The organism is Pantoea sp. JZ2 (assembly GCF_035191405.1).
Lineage (GTDB): Bacteria > Pseudomonadota > Gammaproteobacteria > Enterobacterales > Enterobacteriaceae > Pantoea > Pantoea stewartii.
Genome location: NZ_CP045247.1, coordinates 2,475,877 through 2,499,843, shown reverse-complemented (window position 1 = coordinate 2,499,843; position 23,967 = coordinate 2,475,877). Strand labels below are relative to the sequence as shown.

Genomic DNA, 23,967 nt, shown 5'->3' with positions numbered 1-23,967 from the left:
CTCCTTAATCAAATTTCATTCGCACAGCTTTCAGATTCAGCACCGCCAGAGCGCCAACCAACAGGAAAATCAGCGTCGCAATCGCGGCCGCCAGACCAAAATCCTGCCCGCCGCCGCCTTCAAACGCGATGCGCCATGTGTAGTTCACCAGCAGGTCGGTGTAACCGGCCGGTGTGGTCGTGCCGAGTCGGTCAGGTGCGCCATTGGTCAGCAACTGAACCAGTACAAAGTTATTAAAGTTAAAGGCAAAACTGGCAATCATCAGCGGCGTTAACGGCTTCAGCAGCAGCGGCACCGTAATTAAAAAGAAATTTTGCAGCGGGCCCGCACCGTCCATCGCAGAGGCTTCATACAAATCCTCTGGGATCGCTTTCAGCAGTCCCATGCACAGGATCATCATGTAGGGGTAACCCAGCCAGGTATTCACAATGATCAACATCGTGCGGGCCAGCGTGGGATCGCTAAACCATGCCGGTTTGATCCCAAACAGCGTACTGAGCAGCACATTGATTTCGCCGAAGCTCTGATTAAACAGCCCTTTGAAAATCAGGATGGAGATAAACGCGGGCACGGCATATGGCAGAATCAGCAGGACGCGATAAATCGCTTTGCCTTTCAGCGCCTCCCATTGCACCAGACAGGCCAGCACCATGCCGACAGCGACCGTCAACACCACCGTCAGTAAGGAAAAGATCATCGTCCAGCCGAAAATCGCCAGGAAGGGCTTTTGAATCCCCTCATCGGTAAACACCCGCACAAAGTTTTTCCAGCCCGCGCTTACGGTGAAGCCGGGACTTAACTGTTCATTTCCCCATTGCCCCTGCGCAGTGATCGCCTGGTAGAACCCCGTTTCCGGGTTTGCCCGATAGCGAAGGCCGCTTTGCTGATTTTTCAGCGTGTCACGATCCACCACCTGATACAGCGGACGTGTGCCGGAAAACTGACGCAGCGAACTCATCACCAGTTCACGACCATCCGGCATTTCAGCGCGGATCTTCCCCAGGGCCTGGCGATGCGTCGTAATGACACGGAGCGACGCGCGCGTTCCTTCTGGAATCGGCCCACTGACCATCTTCAGGTTTCCGACCGCCGCAAAGGAAAAGGGCGAGGAAACCCAAGACTGATTATCTGCGCTGTTCGTCAGGACCAGCTGCCAGCGATCGTTTATCGCAAACAGCGAAAAATTCAGACCTGCGCCGTCCTGATAGTGTCGGCTGAGTAAGACCTGCTCCGCCCGTTCCTGACTCAGCTGATGGGTGCTGCTGTAGTTGGTGAAAGCAATGCCCACCGTGCAGGCCAGGGGAAACAACACAAACAGTGTCATTCCGGCCAGGCCCGGATAAACATAGCGCCAGGCGTAAGCCCGGCGCTGGCTGTAAATCCCGATCCCCAGTCCGCTGATCACCAGCGTGAGCAGGGCGAACAGGTATTCCCCCTGTGCGTACATCAGCACTAACAGGTAGCCGACCAGCAGGCAGCACATGCCCACCACCAGACCTTTCAACAACGCACGATGCCGTCCCGCTTGCGGTTTTTCTGACATGACCCGATTTCCTCAACGGCAAGAGGCGGACCCGTTTTACCGGCCCGCTTTATAAGGTTTATTTATTCAGACGTGACTGCGCATCCTTCAGCGCGGCATCGACGGTTTGCCGACCGCTGAGGGCGTTAAGCGTGGCGGTGCGCATGGAGTACCAGAAGGCCGCCATCTGCGGAATATTGGGCATAATCTCGCCGTTTTGCGCATTGTTCATGGTAGCGGCGATACGGGTGTCTTTTTCCAGTTTTTGCTGGAAAGACTTCAGCGCCACCGCGCCCAGGGGTTTGTCTTTGTTGACGGTTTCCAGACCCGCATCCGTCAGCAGGTAGTTTTCCAGAAATTCTTTTGCCAGCTCTTTATTGGGGCTGGCCGCATTGATGCCGGCGCTCAGCACGCCAACGAAAGGTTTAGACGGTTTACCGTTTAACGTCGGCAATGCCGCAACGCCGTAGTGAATACCGCTTTTATCAATATTGCTCCAGGCCCAGGGGCCGTTAATCGTCATGGCCGTCTGGCCTTTATTAAAGGCGGCTTCAGCAATGGAATAGTCGGTATCCGCATTCAGGACCTTTGCCTTGACCTGATCGACCAGAAACTGCAAACCGGCTTTCGCCCCGGCACTGTCGACGCCCGTGTTGTTGACATCGTAATGGCCCGCGTTTCCTTGATAGGCATAAGCGCCACCGGCGGCCAGCAGAGGCCAGGTGAAATAGGGTTCCTGCAGATTAAACATGATGGCGCTTTTGCCTTTTGCGCGCAGTTGCTTATCCAGCGCGGCCATCTCTTCCCATGTTTTCGGCGGCGTTGGCAACAGATCTTTGTTATAAATCAGCGACAGTGATTCCACCGAGACCGGATAGCCGATCAATTTGCCATTGTAGCGAACCGCATCCCAGGTGAAGGGGAAGATCGTTTGCTGAAAGGTCGCGTCCGGCGTGACTTCGGCTAATAAACCCGACTGGGCATAGCCGCCAAAGCGATCGTGCGCCCAGAAAATAATATCCGGGCCATCACCCGTTGCGGCAACCTGGGGGAATTTTTCTTCCATCTTATCCGGATGTTCGACGGTGACGTGGATACCGGTTTCCTGCTCAAACTTTTTCCCCACCTCGGCCAGGCCGTTATAGCCTTTGTCACCGTTGATCCAGATGACCAGTTTGCCTTCTTCAATTTTTGCCATGGCTGAGGCCGAGAACAGCACAGCCGCAAGGGCTGACAGAGCCAAAATCTTTGCGCCGGTTTTCATCTTTAACACTCCATCCTGTTAGCGGAAACACATCTGTTGCCTGCGCCACATTGTGGGTGTTCTGTCGGGCTTCTCATCCTCCTGCGGTCTACGCCTGCGCCAGCCGGGCCGTGATCGCCGTAGCAAAATAAGCGCGTTATCACGGTACAGCTCACACAATGGCCCCCACCAGACTGCGTTATCCATCACAAAAAACGGCGCGATGGCACGCAGTCCGTCAAGGTCGCCATGTTCTCCTCCTCCCGGCTCCTCCCCCAGCAAAAGCGCGTTTGCGGAGGATGTGACGGGGTAAGGCTCTGCGCATAGTAAACGCCAGAATTTTCCGCTGCCGTGCAGGCCGCATTCGTGAGTGAGAGGAAAGCACTATGGCAAGCGTCGTATTACGCAATGTCACCAAAGCCTGGGGCGACACGGTGGTGTCGAAGAACATTAACCTGGAGATGGCTGAAGGGGAGTTCGTGGTCTTTGTCGGGCCGTCGGGGTGCGGCAAATCCACACTGTTACGCATGATCGCCGGGCTGGAAACCATCACCAGTGGAGAATTGTTGATCGGCGATCGGCGAATGAATGATGTCCCACCCGCTGAACGCGGGATCGGGATGGTGTTTCAGTCCTATGCGCTTTATCCCCATCTCTCTGTCGCTGAAAACATGTCTTTCGGCCTGAAGCTTGCGGGCGTGAAGAAAGCGGACATTGAACAGCGCGTGACGCAGGTCGCCGAAGTGCTGCAACTGGCACATCTGCTTGACCGCCGCCCCAAAGCGCTCTCCGGCGGGCAACGTCAACGTGTGGCCATTGGCCGCACTCTGGTGGCAGAGCCGCGCGTCTTTTTGCTGGATGAACCGCTCTCTAATCTGGATGCCGCGCTGCGGGTGCAGATGCGCATCGAGATCGCCCGTCTGCATAAGCGCCTCGGACGCACGATGATTTATGTCACCCACGATCAAATCGAAGCGATGACGCTGGCCGACAAGATCGTCGTGCTGGACGCCGGACGCGTCGCACAGGTTGGCCGACCGTTGGAGCTGTATCACTATCCGGCCAACCGCTTTGTCGCAGGGTTTATCGGCTCGCCCAAAATGAACTTTCTGCCCGTCAAGGTCACGGCGACCGCCATTGAGCAGGTGCAGGTGCGCCTGCCCAACAACCAGCTGGTATGGCTGCCGGTCGACAGCACCGGTGTGCAGGTCGGCAGCAACATGTCTCTGGGCATCCGTCCCGAACACCTTCTCTCCAGCGAGATCGCCGACGTTACGCTGGAAGGTGAAGTCCAGGTTGTCGAGCAACTGGGACATGAAACGCAGATCCACATCCAAATCCCCGCCATCCGTCAAAACCTGGTGTACCGCCAGGAGGACGTGGTGTTGGTAAAAGAGGGCACCACGATGGGTATTGGCTTGCCGCCCGAGCGTTGTCACCTGTTCCGCGAGGACGGAAGCGCGTGCCGCAGGCTGCATCAGGAACCCGGTGTTGAGCCCGCCAAATACAAAAAGCAATAACCTCAGGAGATCGAAAATGTTAACTCTGCGCAAGCTTTCCCTCGCCGTGGCCGTGGCGACAGGCACGCTGTCTGCGCCGCTTATGGCGGTGGATTTTTCCGGTTATGCGCGCTCCGGCATCGGCTGGACCGGTAGCGGCGGCGAGCAGCAATGCTTTTAGGCAACCGGTGCACAAAGTAAATACCGCCTCGGCAACGAATGCGAAACCTACGCGGAACTGAAGCTGGGTCAGGAAGTGTGGAAAGAGGGCGATAAGAGCTTCTATTTTGACACCAACGTGGCGTACTCGGTTTCTCAGCAAAATGACTGGGAATCCACCTCACCGGCGTTTCGTGAGGCCAATGTCAAAGGCAAGAACCTGATTGATGCGCTGCCGGGTTCTACGATCTGGGCCGGTAAGCGTTTTTATCAACGCCACGATGTACACATGATCGACTTCTACTACTGGGATATTTCGGGACCGGGGGCGGGCCTGGAAGATGTCGATCTGGGATTTGGAAAGCTTTCTTTTGCGGCAACCCGTTCCTCAGAAGCGGGCGGTTCGTATACCTTCTCCAGCGATCGAATCCGCAATTACGCCACCAGCACAGCTGACGATGTCTTTGACGTGCGGCTGGCCGGACTGGAAACCAACCCCAATGGCGTGCTTGAGCTGGGCGTGGACTATGGTCGTGCCAATGCCCGTGACGGTTATCGCCTGGACGAGGGCGCCTCAAAAGATGGCTGGCTGTTCACCGCAGAACATACCCAGAGCATGCTGAAGGGCTACAACAAGTTTGTGCTCCAGTACGCCACGGACGCGCTGACGTCACAGGGCAAAGGGTTAGCGCAGGGCAGCAATATCAATAACAACGGCCGGCTGTACCGGATCCTGGATCACGGCGCGATCTCGCTGGCAGAGCGCTGGGACATGATGTACGTCGCGATGTACCAGAACACCGACCTCGATAACAACCGGGGCAACGAGTGGTACACCGTGGGCGTGCGGCCGGGGAACCGGCCACGCGGTGCCGGATATTCCCGATCCCGTTGCCCGCCATAGCCTCTCGGGCAGGCTAAAAATCAACGTCAGCACCAGTTCCGCCTCCTCGATACTGGTCGGGCCGCTGTTTGGCGCTTCCCGTTCAACGCCCGTGACGGTCGGACAAACACAACCTGCCGTGCAGGCCGCGCAACCCACTGCTGCGCCTGACACAAAATCGCAGCCCCTTGTCACCGATACCGAAAGCTATTTTAACCAGAGCATCAGGCAGGCAGTGGCCCAGGGCAATATTGATAAAGCGCTTAAACTGCTCGACGAAGCAGAGCGGCTCGGTTCACCTTCCGCACGAAAAACATTTATCAGCAGTGTTAAAGGCAAGGAGTAATCACTCCGCAGTGCTGATTTGCTCCACCTGGTGCGCTGAGGCGCACCTTTTTTTGTCAGTCAGAGAAGTAAATACGAATGTCGGCCGGAAAATTGAACGACTATTCGAAATGATGACATGTTAAGCCATGCTGAAATACTCTCGATGGGTTGTCTTTTTCTGAGGCGGGCCTGCAACTTTCACAATAACTTTGAAGACCTTGAGGATTATTTATCGTTTCACGCGCGGGTGTGGTTCCAAAGTGATTAGGCGTCTGAAAGTAAATATGCTGCCGTCCATGTGTCACAGAGCATTTCGGGCAACTTTTATATTCAACGTTGTTTTTGACTTTGGGAAGCCCCCTGTTTAAAGCAATACCGCAACACGCACAGCAACCGATCATCGCACCCTCTCAATATATTAATAAATCTGATTAATATCTTTGCCAGTGTGCAAGTTTCGGTCCAAAGGTAAATTGAACCCGGCCACAGAAATGACATATACGAAGCGTAGCCAACACCCAAATTCATTTAGCAGTCCATATCGGCATTGTATTTTGGTTGATATGGACCGCATTATTTTCTTATCCGCGCTTCTGCGTCATGGTCGCCAGCAGCCCGTTAATCCGCGCATCGGCAAACATCGCCTCCAGCGGCAGGCTGAGCTTACGTCGCCAGTTCGGATAGGTCTCCACCGTGCCGGGTACATTGACCGGAGAAGCCATATCCAGCCAGTCTTCGGGCTGCAAGCCCAGCAGGGCGCTGTTGCAGTCAGCCAGATAGCAATGAAGCGCGGTATTCAACACCAGACTCATGCGCGGGCTGTTGGCCTGCACCAGTGCGCCGTTCTTCAGATAACCCTGGCGCTGCAGGCTCTGCAACAGCGCCGCGCGGGCTGTCCTGCGCTGGCGATGGAGCCCGGCCAGCACCGCGTTGTCAGGATAGAGTCCCAACTGGCTGCCGAGCGTCAGATCGTCGTGTTGCCACCAGCCGCGCAGCGTTGGCATATCATGGGTGGTGGCTACCGCCATGGCCTGCGCAGGCCATGCGGCAGGCGGACGAAAGGCGCGTTCAGCGGTTCGTTCAAAGTAGAGCACTTTGTAGGAGTAAACGCCGGCATCACGCAGTTTCGCCACGATGGTATCCGGTACTGTACCCAGATCTTCTCCGATCACCATGCAGCGGTGACGCTGGCTTTCCAGCGCCAGAATGGCCAGCAAATCGTCGACAGGATAGGTCACATAGGCACCTTCCGCTGCCGTTTCACCCGCCGGAATCCACCACAGACGCAGTAACGCCATCACATGGTCAATACGCAGTGCGCCACAGTCACGCATATTCGCACGCAGCAGGGTTATCCAGGGTTCGTATGCCCGGTCATACAATTCCCCGGGATGCAGCGGCGGTAATCCCCAGTTCTGGCCCAGCGGTCCCAGAATATCCGGCGGCGCGCCCACGCTGGCCGCCAGGCAATACAAGGCGCGCTGGCTCCAGGTTTCAGCCCCATTCGCGGCCACGCCGACGGCGAGATCGCGATAAAGCCCCAGCGTCATCTGTAGCCGCTGGCTGTCCTGCCAGCACGCCGCAAATTGTCGGGCGGCAAGCCATTGTAACCACTGATAAAAACGGATCTCATCGCCGTGTTCGATGCGAAAGGCGTGCACGGCGGCGCTGTCCGGCTGTTGATACGCAGCGGGCCAGGTATCCCAGCCGTGACAGGTTGGATCCTGACCCACAAACCAGGCCTGTAAGGCATCGAAAATGCCCTGATGCAGCAGGCTTTCACCGCCCTGAAGGATAAACACCTCGAATGCGACGGCCTCACTGTCCTCTTTATCACACTGCAAAAACTGCGCCCACGCAAACCGCAGTGCGGTGAGCTTGAGCGACGCGACAGCGGGATAATCCACCCACTGTGCCGCGCGGGCGCGCTGGAGAACGTCCTGTGTTTCTGCCGTGAGCCACCAGGCCTGTGCGGCGGCGCTCAGCGTAAAATCAGCCACATCGGGCACGCTGATATACAACACATTCAGCCAGCGCCGGGAAGAGGGACTGTAAGGACTGGCCTGATCGGGCAGCGCGGGGAACAGCGCATGTAACGGATTCAGGCCGATAAAGGCGCCGCCTCGCTGACCGGTCTCGTTCACCAGTTGCCGCAGATCGGCAAAGTCGCCCATGCCCCAGTTGCCCGCTGAGCGCAACGAATAGAGCTGCACACAGGTTCCCCAGCGCCTGCGCCCCTTAAGCAACGCCTCCGGCGCATAGCAACGTGACGGTGTCACAATTATCTGGCAGATAACCCGTTGCGTGCCTTGCGTCAGGCGCAATTGATGGTAGCCGTCAGGCAGTTCCGGTAAGCACAACGGTTTATCCGGCTCACATTGCCCCGACCAGTGCTGCCCGTATTCGCTCGTTAACTGCCAGCGCGTGGGACCGGTCAGCACAGGCGTTAACACTATCGGTTTACCCTGCGCGATAACCCATGCGGGGGGCAATGGTGTGGATGGGGCCGACTCGCGCGCCATCGCCGTCAGCAAACGCTGACGCGTGAGGGCAGAAACCGTCTGCACCGTTCCATGCGCATCCACATATTCCGTTGCTATGCGGCCCGTCTCCTGAGGGGGGTGAAAAGGCGTCATTGTAATTATCCTTTACGCTGCCAGATGCGCTGCTGGTAATGGCGAATCGCACGGTCCGCGCTGAACATTCCGCAGCGGGCGGTATTCAGGATGGCTGCGCGCGTCCACGCCTGCTTATCGGCCCATAAGGCTTCGGCACGTTGCTGAGCATTCAGATAGTGACGGAAGTCAGCCAGCACCCGCCAGGGATCGCCGTTCTCAGGACCGAGACTGTTTAACAGCAGGTCAAACGCGTGCGTATCGCCCGCGCTAAAGGTGCCGTTTTCCAGCGCCTGTAAGGCCTGATCGAGTTGGACGTCGTTGGTGCGCCACTGAACAGGATCGTAATGCCCGGCCTTCAGCGCCTGCACCTGCTCCACGGTGTAGCCAAAGATAAAGATATTGTCTTCACCGACCTGTTCGGCAATTTCGACGTTGGCACCATCGAGCGTACCTATCGTAAGCGCACCGTTCAGGGCCAGCTTCATATTGCCGGTGCCGGACGCTTCTTTGCCCGCCGTTGATATCTGCTCTGACAGGTCCGCGGCAGGGATCAGCCGTTCAGCAACAGAAACGTTATAGTCCGGAATAAACACCACTTTCAGGCGATCAGCCACGCGCGGGTCGTGATTTATGACCTCAGCAACCTGATTAATGGCGTAAATGATGTTTTTGGCCAGCGCATAACCGGGTGCCGCTTTGGCCCCGAAGATCACCACGCGCGGACACAGGTTCGCCTGTGGATCGCGATACAGCATCTGCCAGAGGGCGATGATATGCAGCAGCGTCAGATGCTGCCGTTTGTATTCATGCAGTCGCTTGATTTGCACATCGAACATCGCCGCGGGATTAACGACAATGTCGGTCCGCTCAGCAATCCACGCGGCCAAATCCTGCTTGTTTTGCTGCTTGATCTGCTGATAGTCGGCACAAAAACCGGCATCATCCACCCAGTTTTCCAGAGAGGCGAGCGCGTCCAGATCGTTTATCCACGGCCGCTTCAGCGTGTGGCTTATCAGGCGGGCAAGGCGGGGATTGCACTGGTTGATCCAGCGGCGTGGCGTAATGCCGTTAGTGACGTTATGAAACTTATCAGGCCATAGTGCGACGTATTCCGGGAACAGCTCTTCTTTGACGAGTCGGGAGTGCAGCGCGGCGACGCCATTTACGGCAAAGCAACTCATTACACACAGGTTAGCCATGCGGAGTTGCTTATGATGTACGATAGCCAGTCGGGCCCAGACCGCGTCATCGCCCGGCCAGCGTGCATCCACTTCTGCCTTTAGCTGGGTATTGAGGCGGTGGATGATCAGCATATGGCGCGGCAGCAGGGCGCGGACGATGCCGGTATCCCAGCACTCCAGCGCTTCAGGCAACAAAGTATGGTTGGTATAGGCAAATGTGCGCTGGGTGAGGGTCCAGGCGCTGTCCCAGCTGAATTGGTGCTCATCGATCAGCAGCCGCATCAGTTCGGGGATCGCCAGCGTGGGATGCGTGTCGTTTAGCTGAATCACTTCGTAATCGGCCAGGCTGTCGAGCGAACGGCCCGCCTGCAGGTGGCGGCGAAGGATATCAGTCAGCGAACAGGCGCACTGAAAATACTGCTGCATCAGGCGGAGTTTTTTGCCGGCCTGATGATGGTCGTTAGGGTAAAGGACTTTCGTCAGCTTCGCCGCATCCATGCCCTGTTTTTCAGCCCGCATAAACGCCCCGTTGTTGAAGGTTTGCAGGTCAAATGGCTGCGCATGCGTGGCCTGCCACAGCCACAGCCGCAGCGGCTGCGTCACCCCGTTTTCAAAGCCGACCACCGGCAGATCCCAGGCTTCGCCCTTGAGGTAAAACGCGGGCTGCCAGCGGATTGTGCCGTTTTCGTTGCTGACTCTGCCGCCTAAGCCCACCTGGACATCCCGCCGGGCATTGTACGTAAACCAGGGATAACGCTCGCGCTGCCAGTCGTCGGGTTGTTCATCCTGCGCGCCGTCGACAAAACGCTGACGAAACAGACCGTACTGGTAATTGAGGCCATAGCCGGTAGCGGGCTGACCGACAGTGGCCATCGCGTCCAGAAAGCAGGCTGCCAGACGCCCTAAGCCGCCATTACCCAGCGCCGGATCGCGCTCGTTTTCCAGTACGTCACTGAGTGACACATCCCATTGCGATAAGGCGGCAGTGACGGCGTTATACCAGCCCAGGTTGAGGAGGTTATTGCCGGTCAGTCGTCCGGTCAGAAACTCCATCGACAGATAATTGACATGGCGTTGATCGCCGGAAGCGGGCCGGGCAGGGAGCGCGCGCAGCATTTCAGCCAGCGCACCACTCAGTGCGTGCCACCACTGATGCGGCGTCATCTCGTGTGCCTCTTGCAGGCCAAACTGTTGCCACTGGCGCGCCAGCGCAGCGTTAAAAAGCGATTGATCAAAGGGATGCTGTGTCATAGCCGAAAATCCTGTTTTAAGGAGAAAAGGGAATAACCCACAGTGTGCTTTTGCGTTTCGGCGCGCGCCTCCTCCCGGCAGAATTTCGCGCAGGCGGAGCCGCAGGGTGGAGAGCCTGAGGGAAGTCCGAAAGTTTTACTTAAGTGTGATTAGATTCGCTTTTGTGAAGATTCACTTAAGCGTCTGCTTGCTTTATCCGAAGGGATAGCTGAACGTGTGAAGAATAATTACGAAGCGTAAAAAAATGATGCGCCGAAGCAAATGGAGAAGCGTGCGTCTATGTTAATTCCCTCAAAACTCAGCCGTCCTGTCCGGCATGAAACCACGGTGAAACGCGAGCGACTGATACGAAAATTATCCGCCGCCGGTAACTATCGCCTGGTGCTGGTGACGAGCCCCGCTGGCTACGGTAAAACCACCTTGATCTCCCACTGGGCAGCCGATAAAGCCGAGCTGGGCTGGTATTCCCTGGATGAAAGCGACAACCAGACGGAGCGCTTTGCGGATTATCTGGTGGCGGCCCTGCAGCAGGCCACGCAGGGATGCTGCCGCCGTAGTGAAGTGCTGGCGCAGAAGCGGCAGTACGTCAACCTTAACGCACTCTTTACCCAACTCTTTAACGATTTGCAGGAATGGCATAAGCCGCTGTGGCTGATCATTGATGATTACCATCACATCACCAATCCGGCGATTCATGATGCCATGCGCTTCTTTCTACGCCATCAACCTGAAAACGTCACGCTGGTCGTACTCTCGCGTAATCTGCCGCAGTTAGGCATTGCCAATCTGCGCGTGCGCGAACAGCTGCTGGAACTCAGCAGCCAGCAACTGGCCTTTACCCATCAGGAAGCGCAGGCGTTTTTTGCTGCCCGGCTGCCCGCACCGCTGGCGTCCGACGAAACCGGGCGCCTGTGCGATGACGTCGCAGGCTGGGCAACGGCTCTGCAGCTGATCGCCCTGTCGGCCCGGCAGGGCGCAGGCGCGGCGCAGCATTCGGCCCGACGTCTGTCGGGTATTAATGCCAGTCACTTAAACGACTATCTGGTCGAGGAAGTGCTGGATAACGTGACGTTGCCCACCCGCCATTTCCTGTTAAAAAGCGCGCTGCTACGTTCGCTAAATGCGGCGCTGATCGCCGAAGTCACCGGTGAGGAGAACGGCCAACGCTGGCTGGAGGAGATCGAGCGCCAGGGGCTGTTTCTGCAACGCATGGATGATTCCGGTCAGTGGTTCAGCTATCACCCGTTATTTGGCAGCTTCCTGCAACAGCGCTGCCAGTGGGAGCTGGCTGCAGAGCTTCCCGCCCTGCATCGTGCGGCGGCAACCAGCTGGATGGCGCAGGGCTTTCCGGGTGAAGCCATTCATCATGCGCGCGCCTCAGGCGATGCTGAGATGCTGCGGGACGTGCTCATTGAGCACGCCTGGTCTCTGTTTAACCAGAGCGAGCTGCCGTTACTGGAATCGTCGTTGAAAGCACTGCCCTGGAGTATGCTGCTGGCGCATCCCAACCTGGTGTTATTGCAGGCCTGGCTGATGCAGAGCCAGCACCGCTTCACAGAGGTGAACAGCCTGTTGGCCCGGTTTGAGCAGGAGAGCCGTTGCGAAATCGATGCGGTCCTGCGCGGCGAGTTTAACGCACTGCTGGCGCAGGTGGCGATCAATGACGGTAATGCGGATGAGGCCGAGCGTCTGGCGATGCTGGCGCTGGACGCGCTGCCTGAAAGCCGCCACTACAGCCGGATTGTCGCGACCTCGGTGCACGGCGAAATTCTGCATTGTAAAGGCGAACTCAGTAACTCGCTGGCGCTGATGCGCCAGACGGAGCATATGGCTCGCCGGGAAGATGCCTGGCACTATGTGCTGTGGAGCCTGATTCAGCAAAGCGAGATTCTGTTTGCCCAGGGCTTTCTGCAAACCGCGTATGAAACCCAGGAGCGGGCCTTCGCGCTGGTAAAGGCACAGCATTTGTCTCACTTCCCGTTGCATGAGTTTCTGCTGCGCATCCGCGCCCAACTGTTATGGGTCTGGGGACGGCTGGATGAGGCGGAGCAGGCCGCGCGCGACGGCATGAAAGTATTACAGGGTTTTCAGCCGCAGCAGCAGATCCAGTGCCTGGGCTTACTGGTGCAGAGCGCCATCGCCCGTGGCAACCTTGATAACGCGCGCACCTTATTAAATCGCCTGGAGAACCTGCTGAACAACGGCCGCTGGCATCATGACTGGCTGGCCAATGCAGATAAAGTGCGGGTACTGTACTGGCAGATGACCGGCGATTTGCAAAGCGCGCGTGACTGGCTGCGTCAGACGCCAAAACCGGTCAGTGCCAGTAACCATTTTTTACAGGGCCAGTGGCGTAACGTGGCGCGGGCGCAGATTCTGCTGGGGCAGTACACTGAGGCCGAGGTGATTCTGGACGAGCTGAATGACAACGCCCGGGCGTTGCAGCTAATGAGCGATCTCAACCGCAATTTGCTGTTGCTGAATCAGATCTACTGGGAAACGGATCAGCGCGCAAAGGCACAGCAGGCTTTACTCAGTGCGCTCAATCTGGCACGCAGCACCGGCTTTATCAGCCATTTCGTTGTGCAGGGTGAAACTATGGCGCAGCAGCTCCGTCAGCTGTTACAGCTGAATACACTTGATGAGCTGGATCACCATCGGGCGCGGCGCATCCTGAACGAGATCAACAAATATCACCGCCACAAGTTTGCGCATTTTGATGAAGGCTTTGTCGGCCGGTTGCTGAACCATCCGGACGTACCGGAGCTGATCCGCACCAGCCCACTGACGCAACGTGAATGGCAGGTACTGGGATTAATCTATTCCGGCTACAGCAACGAGCAGATCGCGGCCGAGCTGGATGTGGCCGCCACCACCATCAAAACCCATATCCGCAACCTGTATCAAAAACTGGGCATCACCCATCGGGCGGAAGCGATGACGCAGGCGCAGTCGATGCTGAAAATGATGGGGTACGTGTAAGAAAAGCAACAGGCAGCCGGGTGCTGCCTGGACGTTTTACGCTTTTTTGTTTCGCGTGTCAGGCATCAGTAAGGTCACAAAGCCAAGCAGCGGTAAAAAGCCACAGGCGTTGTATACCGTGGTAATACCGTACCAGTCCGCAAATTTCCCCAGTACGGCCGCGGCGATACCGCCAATCCCAAACATCGTGCCAAACATGATCCCGGCCACCATGCCCGTGCGACCCGGCAGCACCTCCTGGGCATAGACGACCAGCGCGGCAAACGCCGATGAAAACACCAGGCCAATGCAAACGGTTAACACCGCGGTCCAGAACAGGTTGGCGTGCGGCATCAGGAGCGAGAAGGGAATGACGCCCAGGAAAGAGATCCAGACCACCGCCTTACGTCCGATACGATCGCCCACCGGGCCGCCAACCAGCGTCCCAATCGCCACCGCGGCCAGAAAGGTAAACAGGTAAATCTGGGCTTCCGGCACCGGTAACTGGAAGCGCTCGACCAGATAAAAAATGTAGTAGTTGCTGATCGAGGCGATATAGGTGAATTTAGCCAGTAACAGCACGCCCACAACGGACAGCGCCAGCTTCACATCGCGCGACGACAGGGCGCGCAGTGACCGCTGGTTGTGCTTTTTCATGTGGGCATGACCGTGCTTCACCGTCCAGCGGCTGATACCTGACAGAATGATGACCGCAAACAGCGCGATCAGCATCAGCCAGCCCACCGCCAGCTGTCCGTGCGGGATGATCAGCATCGCGGCGACCAGCGGCGCAAAAGCGGTACCGACATAGCCGCCGACCTGGAAGGTGGACTGTGCCGTCCCAAATTGCCCGCCCGAAGCCATCCGTGCCACACGCGACGCTTCCGGATGAAACGTGGCTGAACCTACGCCGATAAGCGCCGATGCCATCAACACCACTGAGAAATGCGGCGCGATGGCCAGCAGCCCGATGCCGATGAGTGTCGCAACCATACCAGACGGCAGTAGCCAGGGCTTGGGATGTTTGTCGGTATAAAGACCAATCCACGGCTGCAGCAGCGAGGCGGTCATCTGATAAATCAGCGTGATCAAGCCAATCTGGGCGTAGCTGAGCGCGAAGTTGGTTTTCAGCAGCGGATAAATGGACGGCAGCATGGCCTGGATAAAGTCATTACAGCAGTGGGAAAAGGCCACTGCGCCCAGTATCGACATCACAATTTTCTGACTGTCATCAACGTTGGCGGCCAGTCCGGGCTGACTGGTTTTCACTTCACTTGAGTATTGAGACATGCGCATTTCCGTGTGGGAGGACTTTACGTTTATTGACGTATATTACGCCACGCAGCGAATGCGGTGCTGACAAAAGTGCTATTTTGGGCTGAATAGTAAAATATTTGTTAATGATTTGCGTCAGAGGGCTTTGATCAGACACACAGAAGCGGGCTTATCGACATAAGCGCCGTAAGGTGCGGTTTCCTGAAAATGGCAACGATGATAAAACGCCACTGCGCGGGTATTCACCCGGCGCGTTGAGCACCGCAGCGCGCGATAGCCGCGCGCGCGGGCAATCTGCTCAAGCGCAGCCAACACGGCCGCGCCCGTACCGGGGATATCGCGGGTGGAAAACATGCGCTTCAGTTCGGCTGTCTCAGGAGAGACATGCACCAGCGCCCCACAGCCAATTGCCTTGCCCTGGCTGTCACGGGCCAACACCCAGGTCGCCGCCTCAGGCGCGCTGAAGTGCTGTGTCCCCGCATCGCCAGTAAGGGCAGACAGTTCCGCTGACAGCCGGGCCGTTAAGACCTGTAACGCCGGGGTTGCCGCCTCGACAACCGCCACGGTTATCACGGCTGTTGCCCCCAGCGGCTGCGCAGGTAATTCACTGCTGGCTGCGTTTGTGGCTGATTCAGGTAATCTTCCCGGAACAAAATCGTGCCGCTGACCTGCGGCAGGGAGGCGTTAAGGTCAAGCTGCCGTTTCAGTTCCGGCACGCCGCCCTGAATCGTCCATTCCGGCTCGTTTTTGGCGGGCACCCCGACTTTGTATAAGGCGATACCGATGTACAGACGCGTTTTAGTCGGCTTAACAACGTTAGCCCACCAGTTCGCCAGCACATCGTAACGGGCGGCGCTGCGTGAGAAGGGCCAGTAAATCTGGGGCGCAATATAATCCAGTAAGCCGTCCTGTACCCAGCGGCGTGTATCCGCATAGGACTCATCGTAGGCCGCCGCGCCGCGCGTATCCGAGCCGGCAGCATCGTGCGAACGGTTACGCCAGACGCCCGCCGGGCTGACGCCAAACTCCACCTGCGGCTTGAGCTGCTTGATCGTGTGAGAAACCTGCTCGATCAACAACTGTGTATTATGCCTGCGCCAGTCTGCCTTCGAGGCAAAGCCCTGGCCGTATCGAATAAACGTCTGACTGTCGTTCAGGGGCGAGCCGGGCGACTCGGCGTAGAAGTAATCATCAAACTGCACGCCATCGATATCGTAGTGTTTTACAACTTCAGCCACGATGCTGGTTATCCAGTCACGCACATCCGGAATGCCGGGATCAAGCACGTAACGATCCCCCGACGTGCGAATCCAGTCACGATGCAGAACAAAGACGCTGGCAGGCTGCTGTGACAGGGTGCGGTTCAGCTCGGCGACCGTTGAGGGTTTGGTATTCACGGAAACGCGGTAGGGATTAAACCAGGCATGCACGCGCATACCGCGCTTATGGGCTTCATCCAGCATAAACTGCAGCGGATCAAAGCCTGGGTTCTGACCTGTTTCGCCTGTCATCATGTCTGACCAGGGCAGGATCTTCGATGCCCACAGTGCGGTGCCATCCGGTTTGACCTGAAAGAACACCGTATTGATTCCCAGGCTTTTCAGCTTGTCGAGTTTATCGGTCAGCGCACGCTTTTGCTGACTGACGCGCAGCGCCTCATCGCGGATATTCACCGAGGCGATCGGTGGCCAGTCGAGACGGGAAACCGTCGTCAGCCAGACGCCGCGTACAGGCACATTCTCCCGCACCGGTTGGCTGGTTACCGGCGGTTTACTGACGGTCGGAAAGGGCGTGACCAGCGATTTTGGCGGTTCCGACGAACAGCTGGCTAATAACAAAGCCGAGGCGGCGAACAGGCCGGCTCGGCGTCCCGTACGGGCGCGATAAACGTCGCGAAAAGTGGCGATGATAAACTCCGTGTCGCGTAGTCCTTAACTGGAACAGTATTCTGATCCTATTTGGCGTAAAGTCAATCAACCCGGCCTGTCTATACTTATCACCTGATGACAGGAGGCAGACGATGCACACTTTTAAAGGAAATAAACAGGCGCTTCCGGTGCGCTACTGCAGGCAGTGCCATAAACCCATGACCTGGCGTAAAAAGTGGGCAAAATGCTGGGATCAGGTACTATACTGCTCTGAACGTTGCAGGCGACAGCGTCGAAATACCGCTGGCGGAGCATAACATTTTCGCGCGCCGCCTGGCTTTGCCGCCTCGGTGAAACATTTAGCAAAAGTTAACCTGAATTTTACACGACTGTTCTCACGCGCCGTTGCGATTACTGTACCAGGCTTAATAAAAACAAAAACAGTCAGTCTGGAGCAGCAATGAAAGAGCAAAACAGGACGGAAGGTGTGAAACCCTATGATGGCGCAGCGGGCGGCTGGGGTGCCCTGAAAGCGGTAGCAGGGGCGATTCGTGGTCAGATGGCCGTGAAACAGGACGTGATTGCCTTATTTAAAGTTAACCAGCCTGAAGGCTTTGACTGTCCCGGCTGTGCCTGGCCCGATCCCAAACACACGTCCTCCTTTGAGTTCTGTGAAAACGGCGCGAAAGCGGTGTCATGGGAAGCCACCAGTAAACGCACGACACCTGAGTTTTTCGCGGCCCATCCGGTCAGCGAATTGTGGCAGCGCAGCGCTTACGAGCTTGAAGGCGAAGGCAGGCTGACGCATCCAATGAAATACGATCCGGTAACGGATACCTATCAGCCCATCGAGTGGCAAACCGCCTTCAATGAAATTGGTGAGCGGCTGCGCAGTTATCACAATCCCGACAGCGTGGAATTTTATACCTCGGGACGTGCTTCCAACGAGGCCGCCTTTCTGTGGCAGCTGTTTGCCCGCGAATTTGGCACCAATAACTTCCCCGACTGTTCCAATATGTGCCACGAGCCAACCAGCGTCGGCTTACCTGAATCGATTGGCATCGGCAAAGGCACGGTAGAGCTGGATGATTTTGACCATTGCGATCTGGTGATCTGTATCGGTCATAACCCCGGTACAAACCATCCGCGCATGCTGGCCACGTTGCAGGAGGTGTCGAAACGCGGTGCGAAAATCGTCGCGATCAATCCGTTGCGCGAACGGGGACTTGAGCGTTTTACCGCCCCGCAAAATCCGGTACAGATGGTGACGCTGAGCTCAACGGAACTGGCGTCAACCTATTACAAAATCCGGGTTGGCGGTGATGCGGCCATGCTTAAAGGCGTGATGAAGTGCCTGATGGCGATGGATGAAGAGGCCAAAACCCGCGGCAATCCTGGCGTGTTTGACGCCGCGTTTATCGCTGAACATACGCAGGGCCTGGATGCCTTAAAAGCCGACCTTGAGGCGACGGACTGGTCGCATATTCTTAACGTTTCGGGTATGTCACGCGAACAGATTGAGCATATCGCCCAGCTTTACGCTAATGCTGAACGCACAATCATTTGCTATGGCATGGGAATTACTCAGCATCAGTACGGCACGCAGAACGTGCAACAAATTGCGAATCTGCTGCTGTTACGCGGCAATATGGGCAAGAAGGGCGCGGGCATTTGTCCGTTACGCGGTCACTCGAATGTGCAGGGCGATCGTACCGTTGGCATCACCGAAGTTCCCTCCGAAAGCCTGCTGAAGCGTATCGAAGCGGTCTTTGGTTTCACGCCACCGACAAAACACGGACACAGTGCCGTTAAGGCCGTTCAGGCCATTCGCGATGGTGAGATAAACGCGCTGCTGTGCCTGGGCGGTAATCTGGCCGAAGCCATGTCGGATCCACAGCAAACCTTTGCTGCGATGCGCAAGCTGGATATGGTGGTGCACATGGCCACCAAACTGAACCGCTCGCATTTGTTGCTGGCAAAACACAGCTATCTGTTCCCGGTGCTTGGCCGCACCGAGATTGACCAGCAACAGTCTGGCGCACAGAGCGTGACGGTTGAAGATTCCATGTCGATGGTGCACGCCTCACGCGGCACGCTCGATCCGGCGTCGCCTCATCTGAAATCCGAACCCGCGCTCATCGCGGGCCTGGCCAAAGCCACGTTGCCGGACACGGTCGTGGACTGGGACACGTTGACAGGCGACTACAGCCTGATTCGTGACGCCATCGAAGCGGTGATTCCGGGTTTTGACAACTTCAACGAACGTATTCAGCAGCCGGGCGGGTTCCGTTTACCGAATGGCGCGTCTGAACGTGTCTGGCATACGCCATCGGGCAAAGCACAATTCCTGGTGATGGAGGGCATCAATGAAGATCCGCGCTCGTTGAAATGTCATGATCTCGTTCTGACGACACTGCGCAGTCACGATCAGTACAACACCACGCTCTACGGGCTGGATGACCGCTATCGCGGCGTTTCAGGCCGCCGCGACATTCTGTTTATCAGTGAAAACGAGGCGGAGAAAAAGGGCGTTCGCATGGGCGATCAGGTTAACATCATTGCGCTGGACCCGGACGGCAATCCTACTCATCGCCGTCTCGATAATCTGACTATCGCAGTGCATGATATGGCCGAAGGTTCGGTTGCGGCCTATTACCCTGAAGCTAACGTGTTGATTCCCTTAGACAGTTACGACACAAAAAGCGGTATTCCCTCCTATAAAAGCACACCGGTGAGGATGGAGCTGGCCCGCGCCGACGTGCCGGTTGAGGCGTCCGCAACGCGCCGTTAAACGTCCGTCCAGCTAAACCAATCCTGAACGAAGCGCCATCTGAGTGGAAATCCGCCCTCAGATGGCTATACAATCGCCGCGAATTTTACGCAAGAGGCAACCTACATTGGACACAAGTCCCGAACGATTACACCAGGCTTCTGCAGTAAGATAGTTTTGGCTGTCTTAACTGCACGTTAAGATGGCGGCTGTATCAACATCCTTCCCTGACGTGATGCGCTTTGCATCAACGCCCGCTGTGATCCATTTTATTCATCTTTGTTTTTCCGTACTGCGCCTGCTGCGCGGCGGAGAGAGGTTTATCATGGACTGGAAAATCTTTTTACTGCGCGTATCGGCCGCGCTGATTCTGGGTGCGCTCATCGGTAGCGAACGTCAGCTGCGTCAACGCATGACCGGTTTACGTACTAACGCGCTGGTCAGCACCGGCGCCTGTCTGTTCGTTCTGATGACGCAGTGTGTTCCCGGCATTGCCACCGACGCAACTCGCGTTGCCGCCTATGTGGTTTCCGGTATCGGCTTCCTGGGTGGCGGTGTGATTATGCGCGACGGATTAAACGTTCGCGGCCTGAATACCGCCGCCACCTTGTGGTGTACCGCGGCCGTCGGCGTCCTGTGCAGCATGGGGTTGTTACTCGAAGCCGCGATAGGTTGCATGGTGATTCTCTGTGCCAACATTCTGTTGCGTGAACTGGCGCTGGGCATTAATCGCCAGTCCATCGTGTCGGCCGACGAGGCAGTACAACATTACAAAGTGCAGATCGTCTGTCTTGCGCAGGATGAAGTTCAGGTGCGCAGTTTGATGCTGCATAGCCTGGGCAACAGCGGCCTGCGCCTGCAATCGCTCCACAGTGAAGATTTGGATCCGCCACATCGCATGGAAGTGAATGCCGAAGTGATGGGCCAACCCAGCATGACCGGACAGCTGGAAAGTCTTGTAAGCCGCATCAGTCTGGAGAAAGGGGTCAGTTCGGTGCGCTGGCAGGTATGCGGTCTGGATTCGAGCGAAAACGGATAGCACAAAAAACAGGCGCCGCTACGTGAATTCTGATAAAAGAGCAGGGGATTTATGCGTCAGATTTCGCGTAGCGTTGTTATTTTATTCGCGAAAATCCGTTTCCAGGTGCGCTTTTTTACGCTATATAAAGAGAGCCTGCCGTTTGAGTGTAAGGTTAAGTAAAGCAGAGCGTAGATATTTCTATAAGCGATTGAATGGGTTATAAAAGCCCTTAGCGTTGCTCACCTTGTTATCTTTACTGTGCGGATTATTCGATGAAGCGTAAAACCTCATTCTTTTTTCTTTCCGGCCTTATGCTCCTGCTTTCTGGTTGCAGTCATCATCATTCAGATGAACCCGAGGACACCGCCGCCGCTGACGCATCGCAAAACCCGGATTTGATTCCTATCGTCGCGGCGTTGCATGACCAAATGCACACCTGGCATGATACGCCGTACCAATGGGGCGGCACACAGCTGTCTGGCGTGGATTGCTCGGGCTACGTCTGGCGAACCTTGCACGATCGTTTCAATCTGCCAATGGACCGCGTCACCACAGCCGATCTGCTGCATATGGGCGTTCGTGTCACACCGGAACATCTGCAACCAGGCGATCTGGTGTTTTTCCGCATTGGTGGCGGCATGCACGTAGGCTTCTACGATACGGATAATCAGTTTATTCACGCGTCGGCCAGCAAGGGCGTGATTCGCTCATCACTGAACAACCCATACTGGAAATCGGTTTATTACCAGGCGCGTCGTCTGACGCGAGAATACGGGGCGCAGGTAACACTGAACAGAGCCAGCTAAACGTGAATTATGCCAGGCAACGCTACGTGAAATCTGCCAATCCAGCACAGGGATAAGCGCCAGTTTTTTACGTAGCGTTGTTGTGATTTGTGGGTACAGAAGCGGACAAAAAGAAGCGGTGAGGCAGGAAAGGCGTAAACGGGCTGACTGAGTGCGTAACCGGACATCCTATTTAACATAATATACATTATGCGTACTTTTATTGTGACACCAATATAGTAATGTCACTTTTTAACCATTTAGAAATGTCACTTTTTGCGGCATAAGGGATGAATCTTATGCTACAAAAAGGACATTCGAATGTTGGTGACTATGTCAGATAAGGAATTACACCGGGCCAGCGTCATTCAGGCCGTTGTTGAAAAACGTTTGCGCCGTCGCGATGCAGCCATTCAGCTGGATCTTACTGAACGCCAAGTTCAGCGCCTTATGAACTGCTACCGCGAGTCTGGTGCTGCGGGGCTGGTTCACGGGCACCGGGGAAATCAGGGCAACCACAATCTGCCGGAGTCGTTCAGATTGCGTGTGCTGGCTCTGCTGCATGAAAATTACAGTGATTTCGGGCCAACGCTGGCAGCAGAAAAGCTCAGAGAACGGCACGAGATTGTTGTTTCCGTTGAAACGCTACGCAAATGGATGATCGCGAGTGGCCTGTGGGTTCCTTACGTCAGGCGTAAACCTCGTGTATATCAGCCCCGCAACCGGCGTGACTGCCTTGGAGAACTAATCCAAATCGACGGATCACCTCATGACTGGTTTGAAGGACGCGCTCCGAAATGCTGTCTGCTCGTCTTTGTTGATGATGCAACCGGCCAGCTGATGCACCTGCGTTTCGGGGAAACCGAATCCGCGTTTGATTATATGCTGGCCACCCGCGAATACATTGACAAGCACGGTAAGCCCCTGGTTTTTTACAGCGATAAACACGGGGTTTTCCGTGTTAACCACCCGAATGGGGCAAAGACGGGAACAACGCAGTTCGGACGGTTACTTCATGATATCGGTGTGGATCTAATCTGTGCCAACAGTCCTCAAGCAAAAGGCCGGGTCGAACGGGCTAATCAGACGCTACAGGACCGGCTTATCAAAGAAATGCGTCTGGCAGGGATCTGCAGTATTGAGCAAGCCAATGCCTGGTTAGAAACCTTTATTGATAGTTTTAACGGTCGTTTTGCCCGTGTGCCCAGATTCCCTAAAAATCTGCACCGGCCGATCACTGAAAGTGTTGAGGAACTTGATGACATGTTTGCCTGGCAGGAAACAAGAAAACTCACCAAATCACTGACATTCCGTTATGACAAAATTATTTACCTGGTTGAACCGACAGAAGAAAACTCACGCCTTGCTGGCGAAAATATCATGGTATATGACTATCCAGACGGCACTTTAGCCTTTAAATATGCCCACCGCTCACTGAAATATCATGCGTTCGACAAACTTGACTGCATTGACCAGGGAAAAATAGTTGACAACAAACGCCTCGGTACGGTGCTGAAACTGGCACAGGATAAAATGGATGAGCTGGACCGTCAGGGCAAACGCGAACGAAGCAAAAGCATGCCGAAACGCCGGGCACAGGCCCGTGTTCAGGAACAACTCAAAGCCATCAATCCTGTTCTGGTCAATCCAGAAGAGTTCAGAGCAAGTCTTAAAAGATAGCGTTGGCTGATATGCTCCAGACTGAATACAAAATTAATTAGCCATTGATAGTAATCAGTTATCTATTTTTTTGATTGTAGGTATTTTTCTGCATGACTGAAGCACTTGTTAAAAAGCATATCCATATGTCTTTTATCTTCAGGCGTCTGTGGTGGATATTGTTTCGGTACATCAACGGTATTTGTAACTCTGTTTACTTTACCTGCAAGGCCGACAGGCCTCCCTTTTGAATCATTATAGATGCGCCCATCGGCAGCAGTATGCTGAGTTGATGATGATTTACTAACGTTCATGGCATACCTCGTAGCAGAGTGTGAAGTGATGAATTATTAAAAATAATAGCCAGAAGGAAGATCTTTTTTCAAATGGAATTTAAGCCATTCCCTACAAAAGTGACATTTCTATTTTGGGGGATTGCGTGACATTTTAAACTTGCAATAACATTTATACATCAGGCTCCGATATGGGGTGTTCTGCGTCTTTTCCGGTTTTGCACCATTTTCTCTGCTTTTTCGCTTTGTCTTCGCTTCGCCTGTTTATGTGCTCTCATATCTCGTCTTCAGGCCACATCAAAATCTGATGCCGTGCGCGTTACCAGTGATAACCGAGTCACCACTGCAACTCATGTCTGTCACCCGAAACGCGCATCAGCCGTTCTTGATGACAACTCACCTGACGTTGAGAAAACATCTTACAGGCAGTGAATACCGAAAAGCGGCGACGTGATGTTTTGCCTGGTTCCATCGCTGAGGCTGATCAGCCACGAACTGACGTCTGCAACCTGAACTGACGCGGCTACGTAAAAATTAGCGTACTGAGGTACCGAAATCCCCACAACATTCACCCATATCGATTAATACGAAACGCTGTCTGATATCGGTACCCACAGATCTATGATGCCTGATGAAGGATATTAAAAGCCAA

Annotated in this window: 15 protein-coding genes and 2 pseudogenes; 9 read left to right on the top strand and 8 right to left on the bottom strand. The window is 55.5% G+C overall.

The window, feature by feature from the left end:
* Positions 1 to 4 precede the first annotated feature (4 nt).
* Positions 5 to 1,543 (bottom strand): maltose ABC transporter permease MalF, encoded by a 1,539-nt coding sequence (malF, locus tag GC087_RS11965; RefSeq protein ID WP_263757984.1) that lies wholly within the window; start codon positions 1,541 to 1,543, stop codon positions 5 to 7.
* A gap of 58 nt (positions 1,544 to 1,601) precedes the next feature.
* On the bottom strand, positions 1,602 to 2,786 hold the full coding sequence (malE, locus tag GC087_RS11960; RefSeq protein WP_324028433.1) for a maltose/maltodextrin ABC transporter substrate-binding protein MalE: 1,185 nt from the start codon (positions 2,784 to 2,786) through the stop codon (positions 1,602 to 1,604).
* Between the two features lie 365 nt (positions 2,787 to 3,151).
* On the opposite strand from malE, the gene malK reads away from it, so the two are divergent.
* From malK to GC087_RS11945, 3 genes and pseudogenes are all read left to right on the top strand, one after another.
* Entirely contained in the window at positions 3,152 to 4,285 is a 1,134-nt protein-coding gene (malK, locus tag GC087_RS11955; RefSeq protein ID WP_033741660.1) for a maltose/maltodextrin ABC transporter ATP-binding protein MalK, read from the top strand.
* A gap of 16 nt (positions 4,286 to 4,301) precedes the next feature.
* Positions 4,302 to 5,276, top strand: a pseudogene (locus GC087_RS11950) (maltoporin); the annotation flags it as partial.
* A pseudogene (locus GC087_RS11945) lies at positions 5,266 to 5,652 on the top strand (maltose operon protein MalM); the annotation flags it as partial. The pseudogenes GC087_RS11950 and GC087_RS11945, both read left to right, overlap by 11 nt.
* A gap of 562 nt (positions 5,653 to 6,214) precedes the next feature.
* On the opposite strand, the gene malQ reads toward GC087_RS11945, so the two are convergent.
* Both malQ and malP read right to left on the bottom strand, forming a co-directional pair.
* The gene (gene malQ / locus GC087_RS11940) at positions 6,215 to 8,269 is read right to left on the bottom strand and encodes a 4-alpha-glucanotransferase (protein WP_324028432.1); all 2,055 of its coding nucleotides are present in this window, start codon (positions 8,267 to 8,269) and stop codon (positions 6,215 to 6,217) included.
* Between the two features lie 5 nt (positions 8,270 to 8,274).
* Positions 8,275 to 10,683 (bottom strand): maltodextrin phosphorylase, encoded by a 2,409-nt coding sequence (gene malP / locus GC087_RS11935; RefSeq protein WP_324028431.1) that lies wholly within the window; start codon positions 10,681 to 10,683, stop codon positions 8,275 to 8,277.
* Positions 10,684 to 10,962: 279 nt separating this feature from the next.
* Here malP and malT point away from each other — a divergent pair, with 279 nt between their 5' ends.
* Positions 10,963 to 13,665, top strand: coding sequence for an HTH-type transcriptional regulator MalT (malT, locus tag GC087_RS11930; RefSeq protein ID WP_324028430.1), 2,703 nt, complete (start codon positions 10,963 to 10,965; stop codon positions 13,663 to 13,665).
* Between the two features lie 36 nt (positions 13,666 to 13,701).
* Here malT and GC087_RS11925 read toward each other — a convergent pair whose 3' ends face one another.
* The 3 genes from GC087_RS11925 to GC087_RS11915 all read right to left on the bottom strand — a co-directional run bounded on the left by GC087_RS11925 (position 13,702) and on the right by GC087_RS11915 (position 16,826).
* Positions 13,702 to 14,934 (bottom strand): MFS transporter, encoded by a 1,233-nt coding sequence (locus GC087_RS11925; protein ID WP_324028429.1) that lies wholly within the window; start codon positions 14,932 to 14,934, stop codon positions 13,702 to 13,704.
* Positions 14,935 to 15,054: 120 nt separating this feature from the next.
* Complete coding sequence (locus tag GC087_RS11920; RefSeq protein ID WP_033741672.1) at positions 15,055 to 15,492, bottom strand: GNAT family N-acetyltransferase; 438 nt, start codon at positions 15,490 to 15,492, stop codon at positions 15,055 to 15,057.
* Positions 15,489 to 16,826 (bottom strand): glycoside hydrolase family 10-like protein, encoded by a 1,338-nt coding sequence (locus GC087_RS11915; RefSeq protein ID WP_110267494.1) that lies wholly within the window; start codon positions 16,824 to 16,826, stop codon positions 15,489 to 15,491. Before GC087_RS11915 ends, GC087_RS11920 begins: the two co-directional genes overlap by 4 nt.
* A gap of 113 nt (positions 16,827 to 16,939) precedes the next feature.
* Here GC087_RS11915 and GC087_RS11910 point away from each other — a divergent pair, with 113 nt between their 5' ends.
* From GC087_RS11910 to GC087_RS11890, 5 genes are all read left to right on the top strand, one after another.
* Positions 16,940 to 17,104, top strand: a complete 165-nt coding sequence (locus GC087_RS11910; protein WP_072209558.1) for a DUF2256 domain-containing protein — start codon at positions 16,940 to 16,942, stop codon at positions 17,102 to 17,104.
* A gap of 143 nt (positions 17,105 to 17,247) precedes the next feature.
* The gene (locus tag GC087_RS11905; RefSeq protein ID WP_058701895.1) at positions 17,248 to 19,578 is read left to right on the top strand and encodes an FdhF/YdeP family oxidoreductase; all 2,331 of its coding nucleotides are present in this window, start codon (positions 17,248 to 17,250) and stop codon (positions 19,576 to 19,578) included.
* 304 nt (positions 19,579 to 19,882) lie between these two features.
* Complete coding sequence (locus GC087_RS11900; RefSeq protein WP_006119157.1) at positions 19,883 to 20,596, top strand: MgtC/SapB family protein; 714 nt, start codon at positions 19,883 to 19,885, stop codon at positions 20,594 to 20,596.
* A 254-nt stretch (positions 20,597 to 20,850) separates the two neighbouring features.
* Positions 20,851 to 21,384, top strand: a complete 534-nt coding sequence (locus tag GC087_RS11895) for a C40 family peptidase (protein ID WP_006119158.1) — start codon at positions 20,851 to 20,853, stop codon at positions 21,382 to 21,384.
* Positions 21,385 to 21,696: 312 nt separating this feature from the next.
* Complete coding sequence (locus tag GC087_RS11890) at positions 21,697 to 23,043, top strand: ISNCY family transposase (RefSeq protein WP_324030623.1); 1,347 nt, start codon at positions 21,697 to 21,699, stop codon at positions 23,041 to 23,043.
* Between the two features lie 62 nt (positions 23,044 to 23,105).
* Here GC087_RS11890 and GC087_RS11885 read toward each other — a convergent pair whose 3' ends face one another.
* On the bottom strand, positions 23,106 to 23,336 hold the full coding sequence (locus GC087_RS11885; RefSeq protein WP_324028428.1) for a hypothetical protein: 231 nt from the start codon (positions 23,334 to 23,336) through the stop codon (positions 23,106 to 23,108).
* Positions 23,337 to 23,967: the final 631 nt, after the last annotated feature.

Excerpts from the sequence above, each read along its gene's own strand:
- GC087_RS11925 (WP_324028429.1), bottom strand. The coding sequence starts at position 14,934 with ATGTCTCAATACTCAAGTGAAGTGAAAACCAGTCAGCCCGGACTGGCC.
- malF (WP_263757984.1), bottom strand. The coding sequence starts at position 1,543 with ATGTCAGAAAAACCGCAAGCGGGACGGCATCGTGCGTTGTTGAAAGGT.
- malK (WP_033741660.1), top strand. The coding sequence starts at position 3,152 with ATGGCAAGCGTCGTATTACGCAATGTCACCAAAGCCTGGGGCGACACG.
- malT (WP_324028430.1), top strand. The coding sequence starts at position 10,963 with ATGTTAATTCCCTCAAAACTCAGCCGTCCTGTCCGGCATGAAACCACG.
- malQ (WP_324028432.1), bottom strand. The coding sequence starts at position 8,269 with ATGACGCCTTTTCACCCCCCTCAGGAGACGGGCCGCATAGCAACGGAA.
- malE (WP_324028433.1), bottom strand. The coding sequence starts at position 2,786 with ATGAAAACCGGCGCAAAGATTTTGGCTCTGTCAGCCCTTGCGGCTGTG.
- GC087_RS11910 (WP_072209558.1), top strand. The coding sequence starts at position 16,940 with ATGCACACTTTTAAAGGAAATAAACAGGCGCTTCCGGTGCGCTACTGC.
- GC087_RS11895 (WP_006119158.1), top strand. The coding sequence starts at position 20,851 with ATGAAGCGTAAAACCTCATTCTTTTTTCTTTCCGGCCTTATGCTCCTG.
- malP (WP_324028431.1), bottom strand. The coding sequence starts at position 10,683 with ATGACACAGCATCCCTTTGATCAATCGCTTTTTAACGCTGCGCTGGCG.
- GC087_RS11890 (WP_324030623.1), top strand. The coding sequence starts at position 21,697 with ATGTCAGATAAGGAATTACACCGGGCCAGCGTCATTCAGGCCGTTGTT.
- GC087_RS11885 (WP_324028428.1), bottom strand. The coding sequence starts at position 23,336 with ATGAACGTTAGTAAATCATCATCAACTCAGCATACTGCTGCCGATGGG.
- GC087_RS11905 (WP_058701895.1), top strand. The coding sequence starts at position 17,248 with ATGAAAGAGCAAAACAGGACGGAAGGTGTGAAACCCTATGATGGCGCA.
- GC087_RS11900 (WP_006119157.1), top strand. The coding sequence starts at position 19,883 with ATGGACTGGAAAATCTTTTTACTGCGCGTATCGGCCGCGCTGATTCTG.